This window comes from Pseudomonas sp. TAE6080, assembly GCF_018732265.1.
Classification (GTDB): Bacteria; Pseudomonadota; Gammaproteobacteria; order Pseudomonadales; family Pseudomonadaceae; genus Aquipseudomonas; species Aquipseudomonas brenneri.
The window spans coordinates 379757-396292 of sequence record NZ_JAHIDY010000001.1; the positions used below are offsets into that span (position 1 = coordinate 379757).

Below are 16536 nucleotides of genomic sequence, written 5' to 3' on the forward strand. Positions count from 1 at the left end.
AATGCTGCGCACAGTGGACGGGCGGCGACTGAGCGCGACTGACCTGCGGGCTAGAGCGCTTCGCCTGGGTAAATACGACCAGGGTAGGGGCATGACGATGCACCATTGCTGTGCAATACTCGCCGCCGTTTGCGTAAGACGATGCCTACATTATTCAGGTGATGCCCCTCCGCAGAAGCGGCATTTGCCGAGAAAACTCGCTGAATATTGTTGTTTATAGAGTGAAAAGCCCTGCTTCTGGCTTTTTATACTGCACGCCCCCTGAGTTGGCCGATTTGCGCGGCCAGACGGGTTTACCCACAAGGTGAGCCCGGCAGGACGGTGTCATGGCGACCGGCCGTGCCACTGAACGCTCGGTGGTTCAATCCAATAACAAAATGAGGTTGTATCCCTATGCCAGCTGGCAACCACCTGCCCCATGGCGAGACCGCTTCCGGCGGCCCGCTCAAACGTGAACTGGGTGAACGGCATATTCGCTTGATGGCGCTCGGCGCCTGTATCGGCGTCGGCCTGTTCCTCGGCTCGGCCAAGGCCATCGAAATGGCCGGCCCGGCGATCATGCTCTCCTACATCATTGGCGGTCTGGCGATCCTGGTGATCATGCGTGCCCTCGGCGAAATGGCGGTGCATAACCCCGTCGCCGGCTCGTTCAGCCGCTATGCCCAGGATTACCTCGGCCCGTTGGCGGGCTTTCTCACCGGCTGGAACTACTGGTTCCTGTGGCTGGTGACCTGTGTCGCGGAAATCACCGCCGTGGCGGTGTACATGGGCGTCTGGTTTCCCGATACGCCACGCTGGATCTGGGCCCTGGCGGCGCTGGTCAGCATGGGCACCATCAACCTGATCGCGGTCAAGGCGTTCGGTGAGTTCGAGTTCTGGTTTGCCCTGATCAAGATCGTCACCATCATTGCCATGGTCATCGGCGGTGTCGGCATCATTGCCTTCGGCTTTGGCAATGACGGTGTGGCGCTGGGGATTTCCAACCTGTGGGCCCATGGTGGCTTCCTGCCCAACGGTGTGCAGGGCGTGTTGATGTCCCTGCAAATGGTGATGTTCGCCTACCTGGGTGTGGAAATGATCGGCCTGACCGCCGGTGAAGCGAAGAACCCGCAAAAGACCATTCCCAATGCGATCGGCTCGGTGTTCTGGCGGATCCTGCTGTTCTACGTCGGTGCGTTGTTCGTGATTTTGTCGATCTACCCGTGGAACGAAATCGGCACCCAGGGTAGCCCCTTTGTGATGACCTTCGAGCGCCTGGGTATCAAGACTGCGGCAGGCATCATCAACTTTGTGGTGATCACCGCCGCGCTCTCGTCCTGCAACGGCGGGATCTTCAGCACCGGGCGCATGCTCTACAGCCTGGCGCAGAACGGCCAGGCCCCGGCAACCTTCGGCACCACCTCCAGCAACGGCGTGCCGCGCAAGGCGTTGCTGCTGTCGATCTTCGCCTTGCTGTTGGGCGTATTGCTCAACTATCTGGTGCCGGACAAGGTGTTTGTCTGGGTCACGTCCATCGCCACCTTCGGTGCGATCTGGACCTGGGTGATGATCCTGCTGGCCCAGCTCAAGTTCCGCAAAAGCCTGAGCCCCGCCGAGCAGAAAGCCCTGAAGTACCGTATGTGGCTGTACCCGGTCAGTTCCTACCTGGCCCTGGCCTTCCTGGTACTGGTGGTGGGCCTGATGGCGTACTTCCCGGACACTCGCATCGCGCTGTATGTCGGCCCGGTGTTCCTGCTGTTCCTGACGGTGCTGTTCTACGTGTTCAAGCTGCAACCGACCCAGGCCAGCCAGGGTTCGCCGCATTCGGCATGATCCCTTGACACACGGCCTGCCTGCCCTCTGCGACAGGCAGGCCGTGCTTCAGAGGTGTTGCAGGGTCAGCTGTGTCCCTTCTGTCAGCTGCCGCACCAGGCGGTTATGCTCGCTTCTTTCCTCCTCGATCAGTGACTGGCGGCGCTCCAGGTACGCATCCGAGTGTTTGTCCGGTATTTGCTGATCGAGCACGCTGACTTTGTAGCTGATGGTGTCCTTGACGGTGAGAAAAGGCTCCGGCTCACTTTTTGTCAAATACTCGATCCAGAACTCGGTCGTCAAGATCGCCTCCTGCAATGCGGGTGAGTCACCCAGCCTGCGCAGGGTGGTGCGTGCCGTGTTGATCACTTCGTCGGTGACATAATCATCAACGGTGTACAGCAGCTCCAGTGGGTAAAACGGCAGGTTGAACTCAAGGGCCAGTTTTTCCCGCAGGTACACCGTCACCTCGGCCGGATCGACTGCCAGGTTCGCCCGTTCGCGTTCCAGAACGAACTGATCGGCAAAGTGATCCAGCTGATTGAGGTAGAAGCAACTCTTGGCCAATGCCAGCAAAGTTCTGTCGGCCAAGTAACTTCTGTGCTGCAATTTGGCCTCATGGATACGGTGATGCAGTTCCATGTTGGTAAAGGCCAGTAGCACGCTGTCGCCGCAGTTGCCTGAGCCGTAGGTGTTGAGGCAGACCGTATCGCGCAACTGCGTTGACTCGCCCATGGCGTTCAATAAGGTCCAGACCCGCTTGGTCAGAGCCGTCCTCGATGTATCGCTGTGCCTGTAAGCGAGGGTGTTTTTCAGGTCTCGCAGGACTCGGAACACATCATCGGCCCTGGCTGTCTCGTTCGCCTTTAGCTGCTCCCACAGTTGTTGGTGTGCCGTTACATCTTGAGCGGTGACCCCCATCAGCCAATTGTTGAAGTCGTTAGGGGACACCGCAGCATGCTGGGCCGTGCGCTGTTGACCACCGAGGCGAATGCCGGTCTCGATGCGGTACGCTTCGATGCTTGCCAGGGTTGTCGCCGATAGCGGGTTTTCATGGAGGAAGGTGTTGCGATTGGCGGTTTGCAGCCAGGGGTTGGTGAAGACTTCCTCGGGGATCGTGGAAATTTGGTTTTCCTGCAGGTGCAGTTCCTGAAGTCTGGGCAGTGCGCTGGCACCCGCGGGCCATTGGGTGATACCGGTGTTGGCCAGACGCAGAGTGCGCATGTGTATCATCTGGCTGACATCCGGTGCGAGCGTCAGATCCGGATTGTCGCTCAGGTCCAGGTTTTGCAAGTTGACCAGGGTTGCCAGGCGTTGCACCGCCTCTTCGGTCAAACGTATATCGTTGTCGTTCAGGCTCAGGTGGGTGAGCGTGGTCATGTCAGTGATCGCGCTGGGCAGTTCGGTCAGCCGACAATCGAGATGCAACACTTTGAGGTGGGTGAATTTGGCGAGGAATTCAGCTCCCGAAGAGGGGAATGTATTGCCGAGAATTCTCAGGTGTTCAATATGGCTGAAACCGCTGGACCCTGTGATAAAGGAGGCGGGTGGCAAGCCAGCATCGTCCAGTTGCAACTCCAGGGAGTACACGTCGAACAGCCCGGCGATATAAACTATCCTGTGTTCCCGGCGCCACGCCTGGCGCAATTGGTCGGCTATGTAGCGGCGCCGGCCTTGGCGCTGCCCAATGGGGTCGTCGACACTGTTGTCTTCATCCGACAGGGTTTCGCTCCAGCGCAATAACTCCAGATCCAGGGCTTGATACTCGGCCTTGCGACGTTCAAGTTCGATCAGTGCGGCCGGCTCGCTGAGGTTCAGTGACTGGATCAATCGCTGCGCCTCGTCACGGCTCAAGCGCGGATAAATCTCCTGGACCTTGGCCACCAGGTCCGGCGGCCGAGTCCCGCTGAACGGCCAGAAGCGTGGCCAGAGCGGGTACACCAGGAACGAACGGTCCAGGCCCATTGCCGGTTGCATCCAGGGTTGCAGGTGCGGGATATCCAGCAGGCCCTTGATCTCCACACGGCGGGCGAGGGCGATTTCGGCGAGCTGGTGGCGCAGTTCGGTGATTCCGGCTTCATCGGTAACCCCAAGGAGGGTTTGCTCGCTGGCGGACAAGGTGCTGAGGATCACTCGCAGCAAGCCATTTGAAGGCTGGCCCAAAGGGTTGCCTTGCGCATCGTAGGCCTGATAACCGCGGTTGGTCTGGGCCACGGTCTTGCGTGACGAACCGACCAGGTGGCCTGCCGTTTTGAGCAGGCGCCCCTCGTTGTCCCTTTCGCGGATATCGATACGCAGGTTCATCGGCCAGGCAGGCAGAAGCCTGAGCAGGTGCAGGGTGATCCGGTCGCTGTCGGCATTGGCGCAGGCGTCCATATACAGGCCTTCGTAGGCGCGGTTCAAGCGCAGGTCGTGGCTACTCAGGCGTGCCTGTTCCGTAAGACGCAGGCTCAACTGGTCTTTTTCATGCAGTTGTTTGAGTTCACGTGGCGAGGCGTGGCCGAGAATTGCCGTGATCGTGCTGCTGGGCAGGTTGGGGTGCTTGGCCTTGAACTGTCGCACCGGCTCGCTGCCCCCGGACTCGCTGCGCCGGTACAACGAGTGCAGGATCTGTGTCTTTTCCCGGAGGGTGTAGTCGACGATCCGGGTGATCAGCTGGAACAAGCGCTGCTCTTGAGTCGCCGGTAGTTCGCCGAGCAAGGCCAGGGTAACGTCATCGTGGGTGATGATTTTTTCCAGCAGCCTGGCGTTTTGAAAATCTGATTCGGTGATCTTCACCGGCAGGTTGTTGGGACGACTACGTTCCGGGTATTGATGGGTGACGCGGTTTTCGCTATCGACAATCTGCAATACGTGGCTGTCGGGCCATTCCGGCAGGCTGGAGAGGACCAGTAACTGCAAGTCTGGTCGAGCGATGGCCGCAGTAGGTGTTTCGTAGAGCGCCTCGATGAACTGGTTGATTTCATGGTCGATCCGAAAGCGTTTGCAGGTATCGACCAGCAGTGGCGGCGCCATCCGGCCGCTGCGGTGCACCTGGCGTAGCACGTGGGCAGGCGTATCGGTCAGGGCGAGGATGTTCCTGGACATGTCTTGGGTGAACGCAGAGTGATCGCCTCCCAGCCGATAGAGCAGGCTATGGTCGTCCCAGCCCATCGGGTTCTCGCTGGACAGGCGCCAGGCGCCGTTAGCATTGTGCTCCAGGGTTGGTGTGTCGACGCCGATCTTTTGTGGGTGTTTGAGTCGCCATTTGAAGATCCGCTTGTCATAGACGATCCGGTACAAGGAGCCGAACAGCGGCAGGTAGTGACCGCCTTCAAGAGGGAAAATGCCTTGGGCATCGGGTTGCGAGGCGGCTGGCAAGGGCACGGTATGTTCGTACTGCACCAGCGACCCGTTGACCAGGCTGACAAGCCCATCGGGGCTGCGTTGGCTACTCATGTAGTCACCCAGGGTGTTGCGCAGGCCCAGGGCATCGGTGGTGCTGTGCATGCCTAGGGCCTGACGCTCATGGGGCTGCAACACCGAACCGATGGCCAGGTAGAAACTGTCGACGTCAGGGGACACTGCAATCGTACCGGCGTTGCGCATGTCGTAGGCTTCATAGACGCCGTCGCCGTAGTGTCGCAGCTCTACGGTAAGGTCTTCGGGACCGCTGGAGTGATAGGGTTTGGCGATGGTCCCGGCGTGCACCTCGGTAATTACAAAGTCACGTTTGAGACGGTGGCGCACCAAGGCCGAAGCGAACTCCCTGGCCCACAGGTCGGCGTCATTGTTGTACTGGCGCGGGTGATACAGCCCGTCTATCGCGGCGTCGATACGCAGGGCGGTACGGTGGCTGTCCAGCAGTTCATGAAACGTGGTGGGCAACACACCTTCCTGCAAATAGGCTTGTTGCTGGCGCGGTGTCAATGGGTGCAGCTCTAACAGGCGCTCTAGCAGGGCCGGTGACAATGGGCGGTTGAGGTCGCGCAGTTTTTTCAGCAGTGGCGTGACAGCTACCAAGGGCGAGGATGCCTTGAGGGGCAAGAAGCGTCGGGCATTGGCCGGCGGCAGTTGTTCACTTTTTTCATACCCTGCGTGGCTGACGATCGCCGCGAACAACGCCATCCGCTCCCTGCGCGCCAGCGTTGCCACGTCTTGGCGAACCTTCATGATCCGCTGCTCGGGCGAGGCGTTGGCCTGATCCGCCAGGCCTAGTCGCGAGTGGGCCGGTTGCAGGCTGATGATCAGGCTCAACAAAGGCTCAGTCCTATAGGGTGGGTGGCCTCGGTCCCCTTCGGTCTGATAGCCGCTGTCTTCGTTGCGGATGATTGTCAGGGGCGTCGATGGTTCGAGGCTGCCGAAGGTTTCGATCACGTTCCGTTGTGGATCGCTGATGCTCAGTTGGAGGCTGGTGGGCCAGTCCGGCAGTTGGGTCAGTAGACACAGCACCACGCTGTCACCGTAGGGCGGCAAGTACCCGGCTTCGGGAAAGCGTTCGATGATCTGCTGGATCACCTGGTCAGCCTGCAGCCGCCGTACGCCTTCGATCAAGTTCAACGGCGCCGGCTCGCCGCGCCATATCCGATCCAGGGTGTTGCGGCTGGTCGCGGTACTGCGCAGCATGTGTTCCAGGTCGACCTGGGCGATGATCGAGGAACCGTTGGGCAGCATCCGTTGCAGCAACTGGATATCCGACAGGGTGTGGACGTTGTGCAGGTCGAAAGTCCAGGCCTGAAATGCCGGATCAAACACAATCGGTGGTTTGTAACTGCTGCGACCATTCTTGAGGACGTAGCGCATGGCGTGCAGGTCGTGGGTCACTTCTGCTACCTGGGTCTGGCCTTCATGATGCAGCTTTACGTATTGCTGGCCGTACACGGTGAACACGCCCAGGGCATCGGGTTTTTTGCCATCCAGCAGGTATTGCCGGTCATGGGCGTAGGGGCCTGTGTCGGGCTTCCATAGTTCCTCCACGCCGTCGGGGCGAGTGACCTTGCGTGGGTTGCCCAGTCGCTGCAAGTATTCGAGCATGCGCTGTCGATGGGCTTTACCCGCGACTCTCATCAGGCGTCCGCTGATTGCTAGGTCGGCGACATCGGTCAGGGTCGCGGCAAAGTTGCTGGCATCGCCCTTGGCCGCTTCATTCAGGCTGACGCTGACGCTGTAGGTCATGCTGCCCAGCACCGCCAGTTGCATGATCCTATTCATTCCCCTGACCCCTCCGGGCAATGGTGTGAGCAACAGCTGCAGGACTTCGGAGGCAATGGCCGCGGCAGCGTCCTTGACCGCTTGCCAATCGGCTTCTGAGCGGGTGTTGGCGAGGGTGTCCATGTCGGTCTGGCAGCGCTGTAGCTGACGATACGTCAGGGCTTGCAGCAGGGTTTCGGAGGGGCCGGCGTGTGGGTCGGTGGAGAAGCGGATGTCATTGAGGGTTCGTTCCGGGAAGGCTTTGTGAAAGGCGTCGTACAGTTTGCCGGCCATCCAGTTTAGGCCCTTGGGGCGTTTTTCCAGGGTCAGCAAGGGCTTGAAGACCGACAAGCCCACCAGTGGCAATTGCCGGGAAAACCAACCCAAGTCGCCTTTCTCGTGACTGTCCAGCAATTGCTGGCGGAAATTGGCTTCTGCCGAGTGGGCGTCGTCGTGGTAGCGAAACGCACCGCCGGGACGGAATGGGAAATAGGACAACACGCCCAGGCTGGCAATCTTGATCAGCATCAAGGGCAGTGGAATGTAATTCTCCCAGGCCACAAAGGGCACGCTGATGATCAGCGTGGTGCCCGGGGTCAGGCTCAGGCTCTCGATAGGCAATTGCGGTCCGCTGCCATCGATCGATGCACTGAGGCTGTCGTACATGGCACGAGTCAGGCCGTTGTGGGCGCGATTGCGCCAGGCGTCCAGCACATCAAATTGCAACAAGGCCAACGCCGCTGCGCCCATCAAGCGGTTCAGGGTGCCGTTCTCTTTCAGGGTGGCTCGGATCGTTGCCTGCAGTTTGTGGCCCAGGTCCAGTTCGCGGGCGATGTCGACGAACTCCTGGGCACTGAGGCTTGTATCACCGTTGAAACCGACCACGCGGCTGGCACCAATCAGGCTGTAGCCGGAGTCCGTAGTCAGGTACGAGGTAAAGCCGAAGTTCACGCAAGCCGCTTCCCACAGTGACATGCTCTTGACGTGGACAATTTCGCGATAGTCCAGGTCGGAGCGGCGGGGGAACCTGATATGACCATCTGGCTGCGGGTCCCATGGCCAGGGTCGTTCTATCTTTTCCACGTAGGTGGTATTGAAGCGGTACTGCTCGGGGTCGCGTCCGCCGATCTTGCTGCGCAACTGTGCCATGCCCTCTTCCTTGAAGGTACGTACTACCCGTTCCTTCTCCGTTTCAACCGCCTCCAGGGCTGCGAGGGCCTGGCGTTGCAGGCGCAGGAAACGTTGTTTTTCCTCGGCGTCCAGGCCATCCATTGCCTGGAGCACATTACGCTGGATCAGCTCCAGCGCCTGTTGCTGGGTCCAGGCGGTACCCGATTGCAGATTGCCGGACAGGCCGTTGAGTAATTGTTGAGTTGGCATGCGCTCTACCTTTCACGATAAGTGGAAGGCAGATGGAAGCACCGCGCATGCAGGCCCGGGGGCTAACTATTTAATCGCGATGGATCGCTGTGCGGCCGACAGGTTCAAGCGCTTGTTGAACTCCAGCCACACCGCCAGCCCGGCCATCAGTACCAGACCCAGCAGGGCACTGAATATCTGCATCGGCCAGGCGTCATCGACTTGGGCGTTGAGCATGTCCGCCAGCGGCGCCAGCAATACCCCCAGGCAGAACACCTCCAGGGAGTAACGGCCCATACGACAGCTTTGTCGGGCCAGCCAGTTCTGGGTCCAGCCGCGACCGGGCAACAGTTTGGCGGTGACGTAGGCCAGGGCGAGGAAGTGCAGCAGGCGCACGGGCGACAGGTCTGTCTTGCTGATGGGGTACAACAGATTGCTCAGGACCGCAGGCATGACAGAATCGTGGATTTCAGGCCAACGCCAGGAGAGGGTGATGATGCCGGCCAGCAGCACATAGGCGGCTGCCGCAAGAAACAATGGCTGGTGGTGCAGGGGCCGGGTTTCGGGGGGCCGTGGCTGGCTGGCGTGAATGGCAGCGGCACCACCGAGTACGAACAGCAATTGCCAGGTCACCGGGTTGAAGTACCACACACCGTCGGCAATCGCCGCCAGGTTCCAGCCCAGCCTGGGGGCCAGCAGATACACAGTCAACGACACCGCGACCACCGCCAGGGGCTTGCGCACCAGCACCGGCAGGGCCAGGGGCAAGCCCAACAGCAGCACGATGTACAACGGCAGCGGGTCCATCAGGTTGGGCTTGAAGCGCAGCAGCAGCTCGTCGGTCAAGGCTTGTTGCGGGTTGGTAATGAAGTGGGTCAGGCCCATTTCCTGGACCAGATCGCGGGTTTCCACCTTGCTGTTGGCGAAGAAGACGATGCCCATCAGCATCGCCAACAAGAAGATATGCACCACATACAACACCCAGGCGCGGCGCAGGATCTTCAGGCAGGCCATCCAGTAGCCTTCGCGCTGCAGCACCTTGCTGTAGGCCAGCACGGAGGCGTAACCGGCGAGAAATACGAAGACCTCGGCGGCATCGCTGAAACCGAAGTTGCGCAGGGTGATCTGGCCGAGAGGGTTGTGGGGGACGTGATCCCAGAAAATGAAGATCAACGCCAGGCCCCGAAAAAAGTCGATGCGCGGGTCGCGTCCGTTAAGCATGGCTGCGGGCTCTTGAACAATGGGTTAAATAGTGACGCGCAGGGTCCTGCCGTGCGTCGGGCGGGCGCAGGTTGGCGGTATTTGTAAGCAATTGCAAAGGTTGGGTATTACTGAATGTCTCAATACCGCTGGGGGCTGCGCTGTTGGTCATATGAGCGCTCCAACCTGTTAATTCTGACAGTAGACGAGTTTTTTTGAGCGTGGCTTGCTTGCGCCTAGGTTGAGATGGGCAACGAGGCGTGACAAGGGTATGGCCAGACTATGGATGGGACTCTCCAGCTACTCGGTAATTGGTGTTGCCAACACTGTGATCCATTGGCAACTCTTTTTTGTATTCCGGGCAGCCTTTGACCTGAGCCAGGCCCTGAGCAATTTCCTGGCATTTTGCGTGGCGGCGACATTCTCCTTTTTTGCAAATGCCACCTTCACGTTTGGTATGTCGGCTTCGGTGGGCCGCTACCTGCTGTACATCTTCTACCTGGGATGCTTGAGCTTGGCGGTGGGGCGGTTGGCGGACTGCTGGCGCTTGCCGGGGCTTGTCACAGTGCTGGTGTTTTCCCTCGCCAGCCTGGTGTGTGGCTTCCTGTTGTCGAAGTTCCTGGTATTTCGACGGTGCGAGTCATGAGGCTTTCGCTGATTGTGCCGTTGTTTAATGAAGAACTGGCCATAGCGACATTTTATCGCGCCGTACGCTGCGAGCCGTTGTTGCAGGCACATGAAGTCGAGATCGTCTTTATCAACGATGGCAGCACTGACCGCACGCAGGATATCGCCAGGGATATCGCCCTGTTTGATAGCAATGTGGTGCTGATCAACTTTTCGCGCAACTTCGGCAAAGAACCCGCGCTGTTCGCCGGCCTGGAATATGCCAGTGGCGAGGCGGTGGTGCCAATGGACGTCGACCTGCAAGACCCGGTTGAAGTGGTCGCGTGCCTGATCGAAAAGTGGCAACAGGGCGCCGATGTGGTCCTGGCCAAACGTCGCGACCGCTCCAGCGATGGCTACCTCAAACGCCACAGCGCCTCGATGTTCTACCGCCTGCTCAATCGTATTGCCTACACCCATATCGAAGAAAACGTCGGCGACTTCCGCCTGATGGACCGCAAGGTGGTGGACGTGGTCAAGGCATTGCCGGAGCAGCAGTTGTTTATGAAAGGCGTGCTTTCCTGGGCGGGGTTTACCGTGGTCATCGTCGAATATGACCGGGCTTCACGGGTGGTCGGCCAGAGCAAGTTCAATGCCTGGAAATTGTGGAACCTCGCGCTGGAGGGCATCACTTCGTTCAGTACCTTGCCGTTGCGTTTGTGGAGTTACGTCGGTGGCTGTATTTCGTTCCTGGCGTTGGCGCATGCCGGGTTCTTGGTGGTGGACAAAGTGCTGTTCGGAAATACCGTGCCGGTGTATCCGTCTTTGATGACGGCGATCTTGTTTTTGGGGGGGGTGCAGCTGATTGGAATTGGGATATTAGGGGAGTATGTGGGACGTATTTATATGGAGGCCAAGCATCGGCCGCGGTATGTGATTGCCGACATTGTGAACTCCCGGGATGGCGTTCGATGAGCTCGGTTAAAGAGGTTGGGGACGGAAATCGTGAGTCTTCGAAAACGATGAAGGCTAATTTTTCCAAGCGTATTTTATTATTCTATTTCTTTGTTTTATTGGTTTCGGCGGCTGTGAGGTTTTACGCCTTGACTGACACAGGGGTGTGGCTCGATGAGGCATTCAGCCTGTTGATGAGTATGAAGTCACCTTCCGAGATTCTGTTTCATACGGCCCGAGATGTTCACCCCCCGCTTTACTATCTGATGCTGCATGAATGGATCAAGCTCTTTGGCAATGGTGTCTTTGCTGCGCGTAGTTTGAGTGTGTGCTTCGGTGTGTTGTCGGTGGTATTGGGAATCTGGTTGTCTCGGCTGTTGCTGTCGCAACGCTCATCGATACTGGCGAGTGTATTGTTGGCAATCTTTCCGGCAGCGGTTCGTTATAGTCAGGAAGTGAGGATGTATGCGCTCCTGGGCGCGTTAATGCTGGGTGCAACCATTGCATTTGTGTATTGGCTTGAATGGCCGAAAAGAAAATGGCCTATAGGGCTGTATGTTTTACTGATGGTTGCAGGGCTGTACACCCACTATTTTGCCGCGTTATGCATGCTTTCCCATTGGATCTATATTTTTATTCTGTCGAGCTCCCGGCAGGTGAAGTACAAGTACCTGTTAAGTCGTGAGTGGTGGCTGGCCAATAGTTTGATTGTGGTTTGTTTTTTACCATGGCTACCCAGCCTGCTGAATCAGTTGGATTATTCGAGGATTGATTGGATAGCGAAACCGGGTATCAAGGAACTGGTGGAACTCGTTTGGTTTTTCCTGAATTTCAGCGAGGGGGAACAGACGCCTACCTGGATTTTTTATGGGCTGGCCTTGATGGTGTGGGGCGCCTCAGTGGCTATTTGTACTCTGGGGGGGCGGAGCGGAAAAAATAATACATTACTCGTTGTGTATGTATGGTGTCCGGTCGTGATGGTTCTGTTGGTATCGTTGTACAAACCACTTTTTTATCCACGTTATTTTCTGTTTGCCGGGATTGTATTGCCCATGGTCGTTGCCGTGGCGTTGGACGGTATTTCTAGGCAAAGCAGAGCTGGCGGTATTATCGGATTGCTGGCGGTGATGGCGGTTGAGTTGAATGGGGTGTGGCATGTCTACAATAAGACGTGTACGTCGTGTCATGAAACCAATCAGATCGGAGCCTTGGCCGATTATGTTAATAACAGGGTGCAGCCAGGTGACGGAATATTGGTGTTAGAGTTTTTCATACACTTGTCCATGGTCTATTACGTCACCACTGATCCGCCGCCGATGCAGTACACACCGAAAGGTCCGGATGGCAGTTCAGGGCGTCCCAATGGATATCAGATTTCCACACTTATTCAAGACAAGGCCGATCAGATCTATGTGGATAATCTGGATTCGTTAACGACAGCCTCAGGTCGACTTTGGCTGATTGATGCTTATGACCGCGGGACACTTGCACGAAAACTTCCCGCCCATTGGCGGTTGCTTGGTACCTATACGTTCGGTAAGGAAAAAGCCCAGCTTATGGGTATTTCTCCCTTGGCCAGTGGCAGCCAGTAACCGCACCTTGAATGATGCAGTCTTGGCCGCAGATGCGTTAAAAACGGTCCATCAACAACACCCGGCACGGCTTGGCCTGGTACGCGTTGATCTGTGGCACCAGCCGGGTGAAGTGTTCGCTCTGGCAGTGAACATCCAGAGCAGCCTGGTCGGGCCATTGTTCGACAAAGATAAAGTGCCCCGGGTCTTTCTGGTCGACAAACAGATCGTAGGCGATGCACAGCGGTTCCTGGCGGGTTTTTTCCACCAGTTCGGCATACCAGGGCCGCACCGTGTCCAGGTGTTCGGGTTTGATAAAGTCTTCAGCGATTACTTTCAACATCAGAGCGGTCCTTCAAGCAACTGCTTCTTCATGGGGCTCGAAACTGTCGGCCCGTGCCATTTGCCACATGCGCGAATAGAACTCGCCGTTCACCTCGCCGGTCAACAGTTCCCCTGGCTTGAGGAACACATGCAACTGTGAGAACAGCTTGATCTCGGTGGCCGACATGCGGCGCACCAAATGCTTGGCCGACAATTGCGACGGATGATCCAGACCCGCCGCCGCAAGCATTTCCGCCAGGGCCTTGAGGGTGTTGCGGTGGAAGTTGAACACGCGCTGGGCCTTGTCCGGCACCACCAGTGCGCGTTGGCGCAAAGGGTCCTGGGTGGCCACGCCGGTCGGGCATTTGTTGGTGTGGCAGCTTTGTGACTGGATACAGCCGATGGCGAACATAAAGCCCCGGGCCGAGTTGGCCCAGTCGGCTCCGATGGCCAGGACACTGGCAATATCGAAGGCACTGACGATCTTGCCGCTGGCGCCGAGCTTGATCTTGTCGCGCAGGTTCAGGCCCACCAGGGTGTTGTGTACGAACAGCAGGCCTTCGCGCAGGGGCACGCCGATATGGTCGGTGAACTCCACGGGTGCGGCACCGGTGCCGCCTTCCTTGCCATCGACCACGATAAAGTCCGGCAGGATCCCGGTTTCCAGCATGGCCTTGGCAATGCCCATGAATTCCCACGGGTGGCCCAGGCAGAACTTGAAGCCCACCGGCTTGCCGCCGGACAGTTCACGCAACTGGGCGATGAACTGCATCAGCTCGATCGGCGTGGAAAACGCGCTGTGGCGTGACGGCGAGATGCAGTCCTCGCCCATCAGGATACCGCGGGTCTCGGCGATTTCTTTGGTCACCTTGTGCTTGGGCAGGATCCCGCCATGACCGGGCTTGGCGCCCTGGCTCATCTTGATTTCGATCATCCGCACCTGCGGGTTTTGCGCCTGCACGGCAAAACGTTCCGGGTCAAAGCGGCCGTCGCTGGTGCGGCAGCCAAAATAGCCGCTGCCCAGTTCCCAGGTCAGGTCACCGCCGTTTTCGCGGTGATAGGCGCTGATGCTGCCTTCGCCGGTGTCGTGGGCGAAGTTGCCGAGTTTGGCGCCCTGGTTGAGCGCGCGGATGGCGTTGGCGCTCAACGAGCCGAAACTCATCGCCGAGATATTGAACACCGACGCCGAGTACGGCTGCGTGCACTGCGGGCCGCCGACCATCACGCGGAACGCACTGGGGTCGCTCAATGGGGCCGGGCGCATGGAGTGGCCGATGAACTCGAAACCGGACTGGTACACGTCGATCAGGGTGCCGAAGGGTTTGTCGGCGCTTTCGTTCTTGGCTCGCGAGTACACCAGCGAGCGCTGGGCCCGGGAGAAGGGCAGGGCGTCGCTGTCGGACTCCAGCAGGTATTGGCGGATTTCCGGGCGAATGCCCTCTACCAGGTAACGGATATTGCCCAGGATCGGGTAATTGCGGCGCACCGCGTGAGGGCTTTGCAGCAGGTCGAACACACCGATCAGGCTGAGCACGCCGGTCACCAGGGTAATCGGCCAGAGCCATTCGTGTTGGATAAAAGGGAGGCTGGCGAGGGTGAAAATGACGCACACGGCAAAAAATGCATAACGACTAAGCAAGGACAGGCTCATACGGTTTCCTTGGGTTCGGACTCTCTATGACCTGTAGGAGCCGACTCCTACAAGGTTTTATTTCTTTTTGGTGGTTCACGGTTTAACACTGAGTCCCAGCTTACGGGCGAGTTCCTTACTGGGGCAACCGCATACAGTCGGTCTACTGGTGGTATTGCAATACGTTCTCGTTTGGATGCATTATATGTGTTACTGTATAACGTATTGATTCTGCCAAGATGCCCCGGAGGCCCCATGAAAGCTGGTATCCATCCTGACTACCGCAAAGTGCTGTTCCACGACACCGCCGCCGATGTGTTCTTCCTGATCGGCTCCACGGTCGACACGGACCGTACCCACCAACACACTGACGGCAACACTTACCCCTACATGGCCCTCGACGTGTCCAGCGCTTCCCACCCGATCTACACCGGCCAGCAGCGCAAGACCCAGGTTGAAGGGCGGATTGCCGGGTTCAACAAGCGGTTTGCTTCGTTTGGTTCGAGTCCGAAGAAAGCCCAGGCCTGACCGATGGCAGGCGCGGCGGGTGTCACGCCGCAGTCTGCCGGATCGGCAGCACCACCCGGAATGTGGTGCCCGTGCCGACTTCACTTTTCACTGAAATCTCCCCATGGTGTTTTTTGACGATGCCGTAGGACAGAGAAAGCCCCAGGCCCGTCCCTTCACCCACCGGCTTGGTGGTGAAAAACGGGTCGAAGATTTTCTGCAGGCTGTGAGGGGCAATCCCGCAACCGTTATCTGCCACTTCCAGCCAGACCTGATCGCCCTCCACGCCATTGCTGAGGGTGATTGTGCCGCGTTCCGATCCCATGGCCTGGGCTGCGTTGATCACCAGGTTCATCACCACCTGGTTGATTTGTGAGGCCAGGCATTCGATGTCGGGCAGTGGCTGGTAGTGTTTGATCACATCCGCCTTGTGTTTGAGTTCACTGGCCACGATATTCAGGGTCGAGTCGATCCCGTGCTGCAGGTTAGCCCATTGCCAATTCTCGTCATTATCGACCCGGGAGAAGTTCTTCAGGTCCTTGACGATCTGCGTCACACGACCGATACCGTCCTTGGACTCTCGGATCAGGATCGGAATGTCTTCCTTGAGAAAGTCCAAGTCCAGATCTTTGCGCAGGGCGTTCAATTGCTCAACACATGCTCCAGGCGGTAATGCTTCTTGGGCCTGTTGATAGGCATCGAGCATCCGTTGCAACTGCTTGAAGTAACCGTCCAGTGTGCCGAGGTTGGAGGTGACAAAACCCACGGGGTTATTGATTTCGTGGGCTACCCCGGCAGCCATCTGCCCCAGGGAGGCCAGTTTCTCCGACTGGATCAATTGGCTTTGCAGTTGCTTGCGCTCATCGATTTCCAGCTGCAATGCCTGGTTGCGCTGTTCCACCAACTGCTCCAGATGAATGGTTTTCAGGTTGGCGCGGCGGGCCATGTCCCATTTGGTCGCCAGGGTATTGGCCATCTGTTGGACTTCGATGTTGTCGAAAGGCTTTTTCAGGATCAATAGCCGGTCGTGGGCCTTGAGGCGTGACAGCAGCTCCTCCCAGGAATAGTCCGAGTAGGCCGTGCACACCACCACTTGCAGGTCCGGGTCGACTTTCCAAAGTTCCTCGATGGTCTGGGCGCCATCCCAGCCTTGGGGCATGCGCATGTCGACAAACGCCAGGGCGTAGGGACGGTCGTGTTGCATAGCGCTACACAGCTGTTGCAGGCCTTCCTGGCCGCCATAGGCCGAGTCGAGTTCAAAGGGGTGGGCGAGGGGGGCGGCGGTTGCGCCGAACAGCGCGCTTTCCAGTTCGTCCAGCGCTGGGTTCTGTTCCACGGGCGGCATGAGGATCTTGCGAAAATCCTCGTGGATCGACGGCGTGTCATCAATCAGCAGAATGCGCCGGTTGTGGAGAGAGGGCATGG

General features: G+C 58.2%; 10 protein-coding genes. 5 read left to right on the top strand and 5 right to left on the bottom strand.

The window, feature by feature from the left end:
• Positions 1-393: 393 nt before the first annotated feature.
• Positions 394-1812, top strand: a complete 1419-nt coding sequence (locus KL786_RS01740) for an amino acid permease (RefSeq protein WP_032859936.1) — start codon at positions 394-396, stop codon at positions 1810-1812.
• A gap of 48 nt (positions 1813-1860) precedes the next feature.
• Here KL786_RS01740 and KL786_RS01745 read toward each other — a convergent pair whose 3' ends face one another.
• Together KL786_RS01745 and KL786_RS01750 are read right to left on the bottom strand one after the other, a co-directional pair.
• On the bottom strand, positions 1861-8340 hold the full coding sequence (locus tag KL786_RS01745) for an NEL-type E3 ubiquitin ligase domain-containing protein (RefSeq protein WP_215516524.1): 6480 nt from the start codon (positions 8338-8340) through the stop codon (positions 1861-1863).
• Positions 8341-8406: 66 nt separating this feature from the next.
• Positions 8407-9540, bottom strand: coding sequence for an OpgC family protein (locus KL786_RS01750; RefSeq protein WP_215516525.1), 1134 nt, complete (start codon positions 9538-9540; stop codon positions 8407-8409).
• 250 nt (positions 9541-9790) lie between these two features.
• Here KL786_RS01750 and KL786_RS01755 point away from each other — a divergent pair, with 250 nt between their 5' ends.
• The 3 genes from KL786_RS01755 to KL786_RS01765 are packed head-to-tail and all read left to right on the top strand — an operon-like array spanning position 9791 to position 12671.
• Positions 9791-10165: a GtrA family protein gene (locus KL786_RS01755; RefSeq protein WP_215516526.1), complete on the top strand. Its 375-nt coding sequence runs from the start codon at positions 9791-9793 to the stop codon at positions 10163-10165.
• Entirely contained in the window at positions 10162-11100 is a 939-nt protein-coding gene (locus KL786_RS01760; protein ID WP_215516527.1) for a glycosyltransferase family 2 protein, read from the top strand. Before KL786_RS01755 ends, KL786_RS01760 begins: the two co-directional genes overlap by 4 nt.
• A complete protein-coding gene (locus KL786_RS01765; RefSeq protein WP_215516528.1) occupies positions 11097-12671 on the top strand; it encodes a glycosyltransferase family 39 protein in 1575 nt (524 codons plus the stop codon). Before KL786_RS01760 ends, KL786_RS01765 begins: the two co-directional genes overlap by 4 nt.
• 37 nt (positions 12672-12708) lie before the next feature.
• Here KL786_RS01765 and KL786_RS01770 read toward each other — a convergent pair whose 3' ends face one another.
• Both KL786_RS01770 and KL786_RS01775 read right to left on the bottom strand, forming a co-directional pair.
• On the bottom strand, positions 12709-12993 hold the full coding sequence (locus KL786_RS01770) for a putative quinol monooxygenase (RefSeq protein WP_215516529.1): 285 nt from the start codon (positions 12991-12993) through the stop codon (positions 12709-12711).
• A gap of 12 nt (positions 12994-13005) precedes the next feature.
• Positions 13006-14625 (bottom strand): FMN-binding glutamate synthase family protein, encoded by a 1620-nt coding sequence (locus KL786_RS01775; protein WP_215516530.1) that lies wholly within the window; start codon positions 14623-14625, stop codon positions 13006-13008.
• A 234-nt stretch (positions 14626-14859) separates the two neighbouring features.
• Between KL786_RS01775 and KL786_RS01780 the strand changes: the two genes are divergently transcribed.
• Positions 14860-15132: a type B 50S ribosomal protein L31 gene (locus KL786_RS01780; RefSeq protein ID WP_032859931.1), complete on the top strand. Its 273-nt coding sequence runs from the start codon at positions 14860-14862 to the stop codon at positions 15130-15132.
• A gap of 22 nt (positions 15133-15154) precedes the next feature.
• Here the strand turns inward: KL786_RS01780 and KL786_RS01785 are convergent, their stop codons facing one another.
• Positions 15155-16534 (bottom strand): ATP-binding protein, encoded by a 1380-nt coding sequence (locus KL786_RS01785; protein WP_215516531.1) that lies wholly within the window; start codon positions 16532-16534, stop codon positions 15155-15157.
• Between the last annotated feature and the right edge of the window lie 2 nt (positions 16535-16536).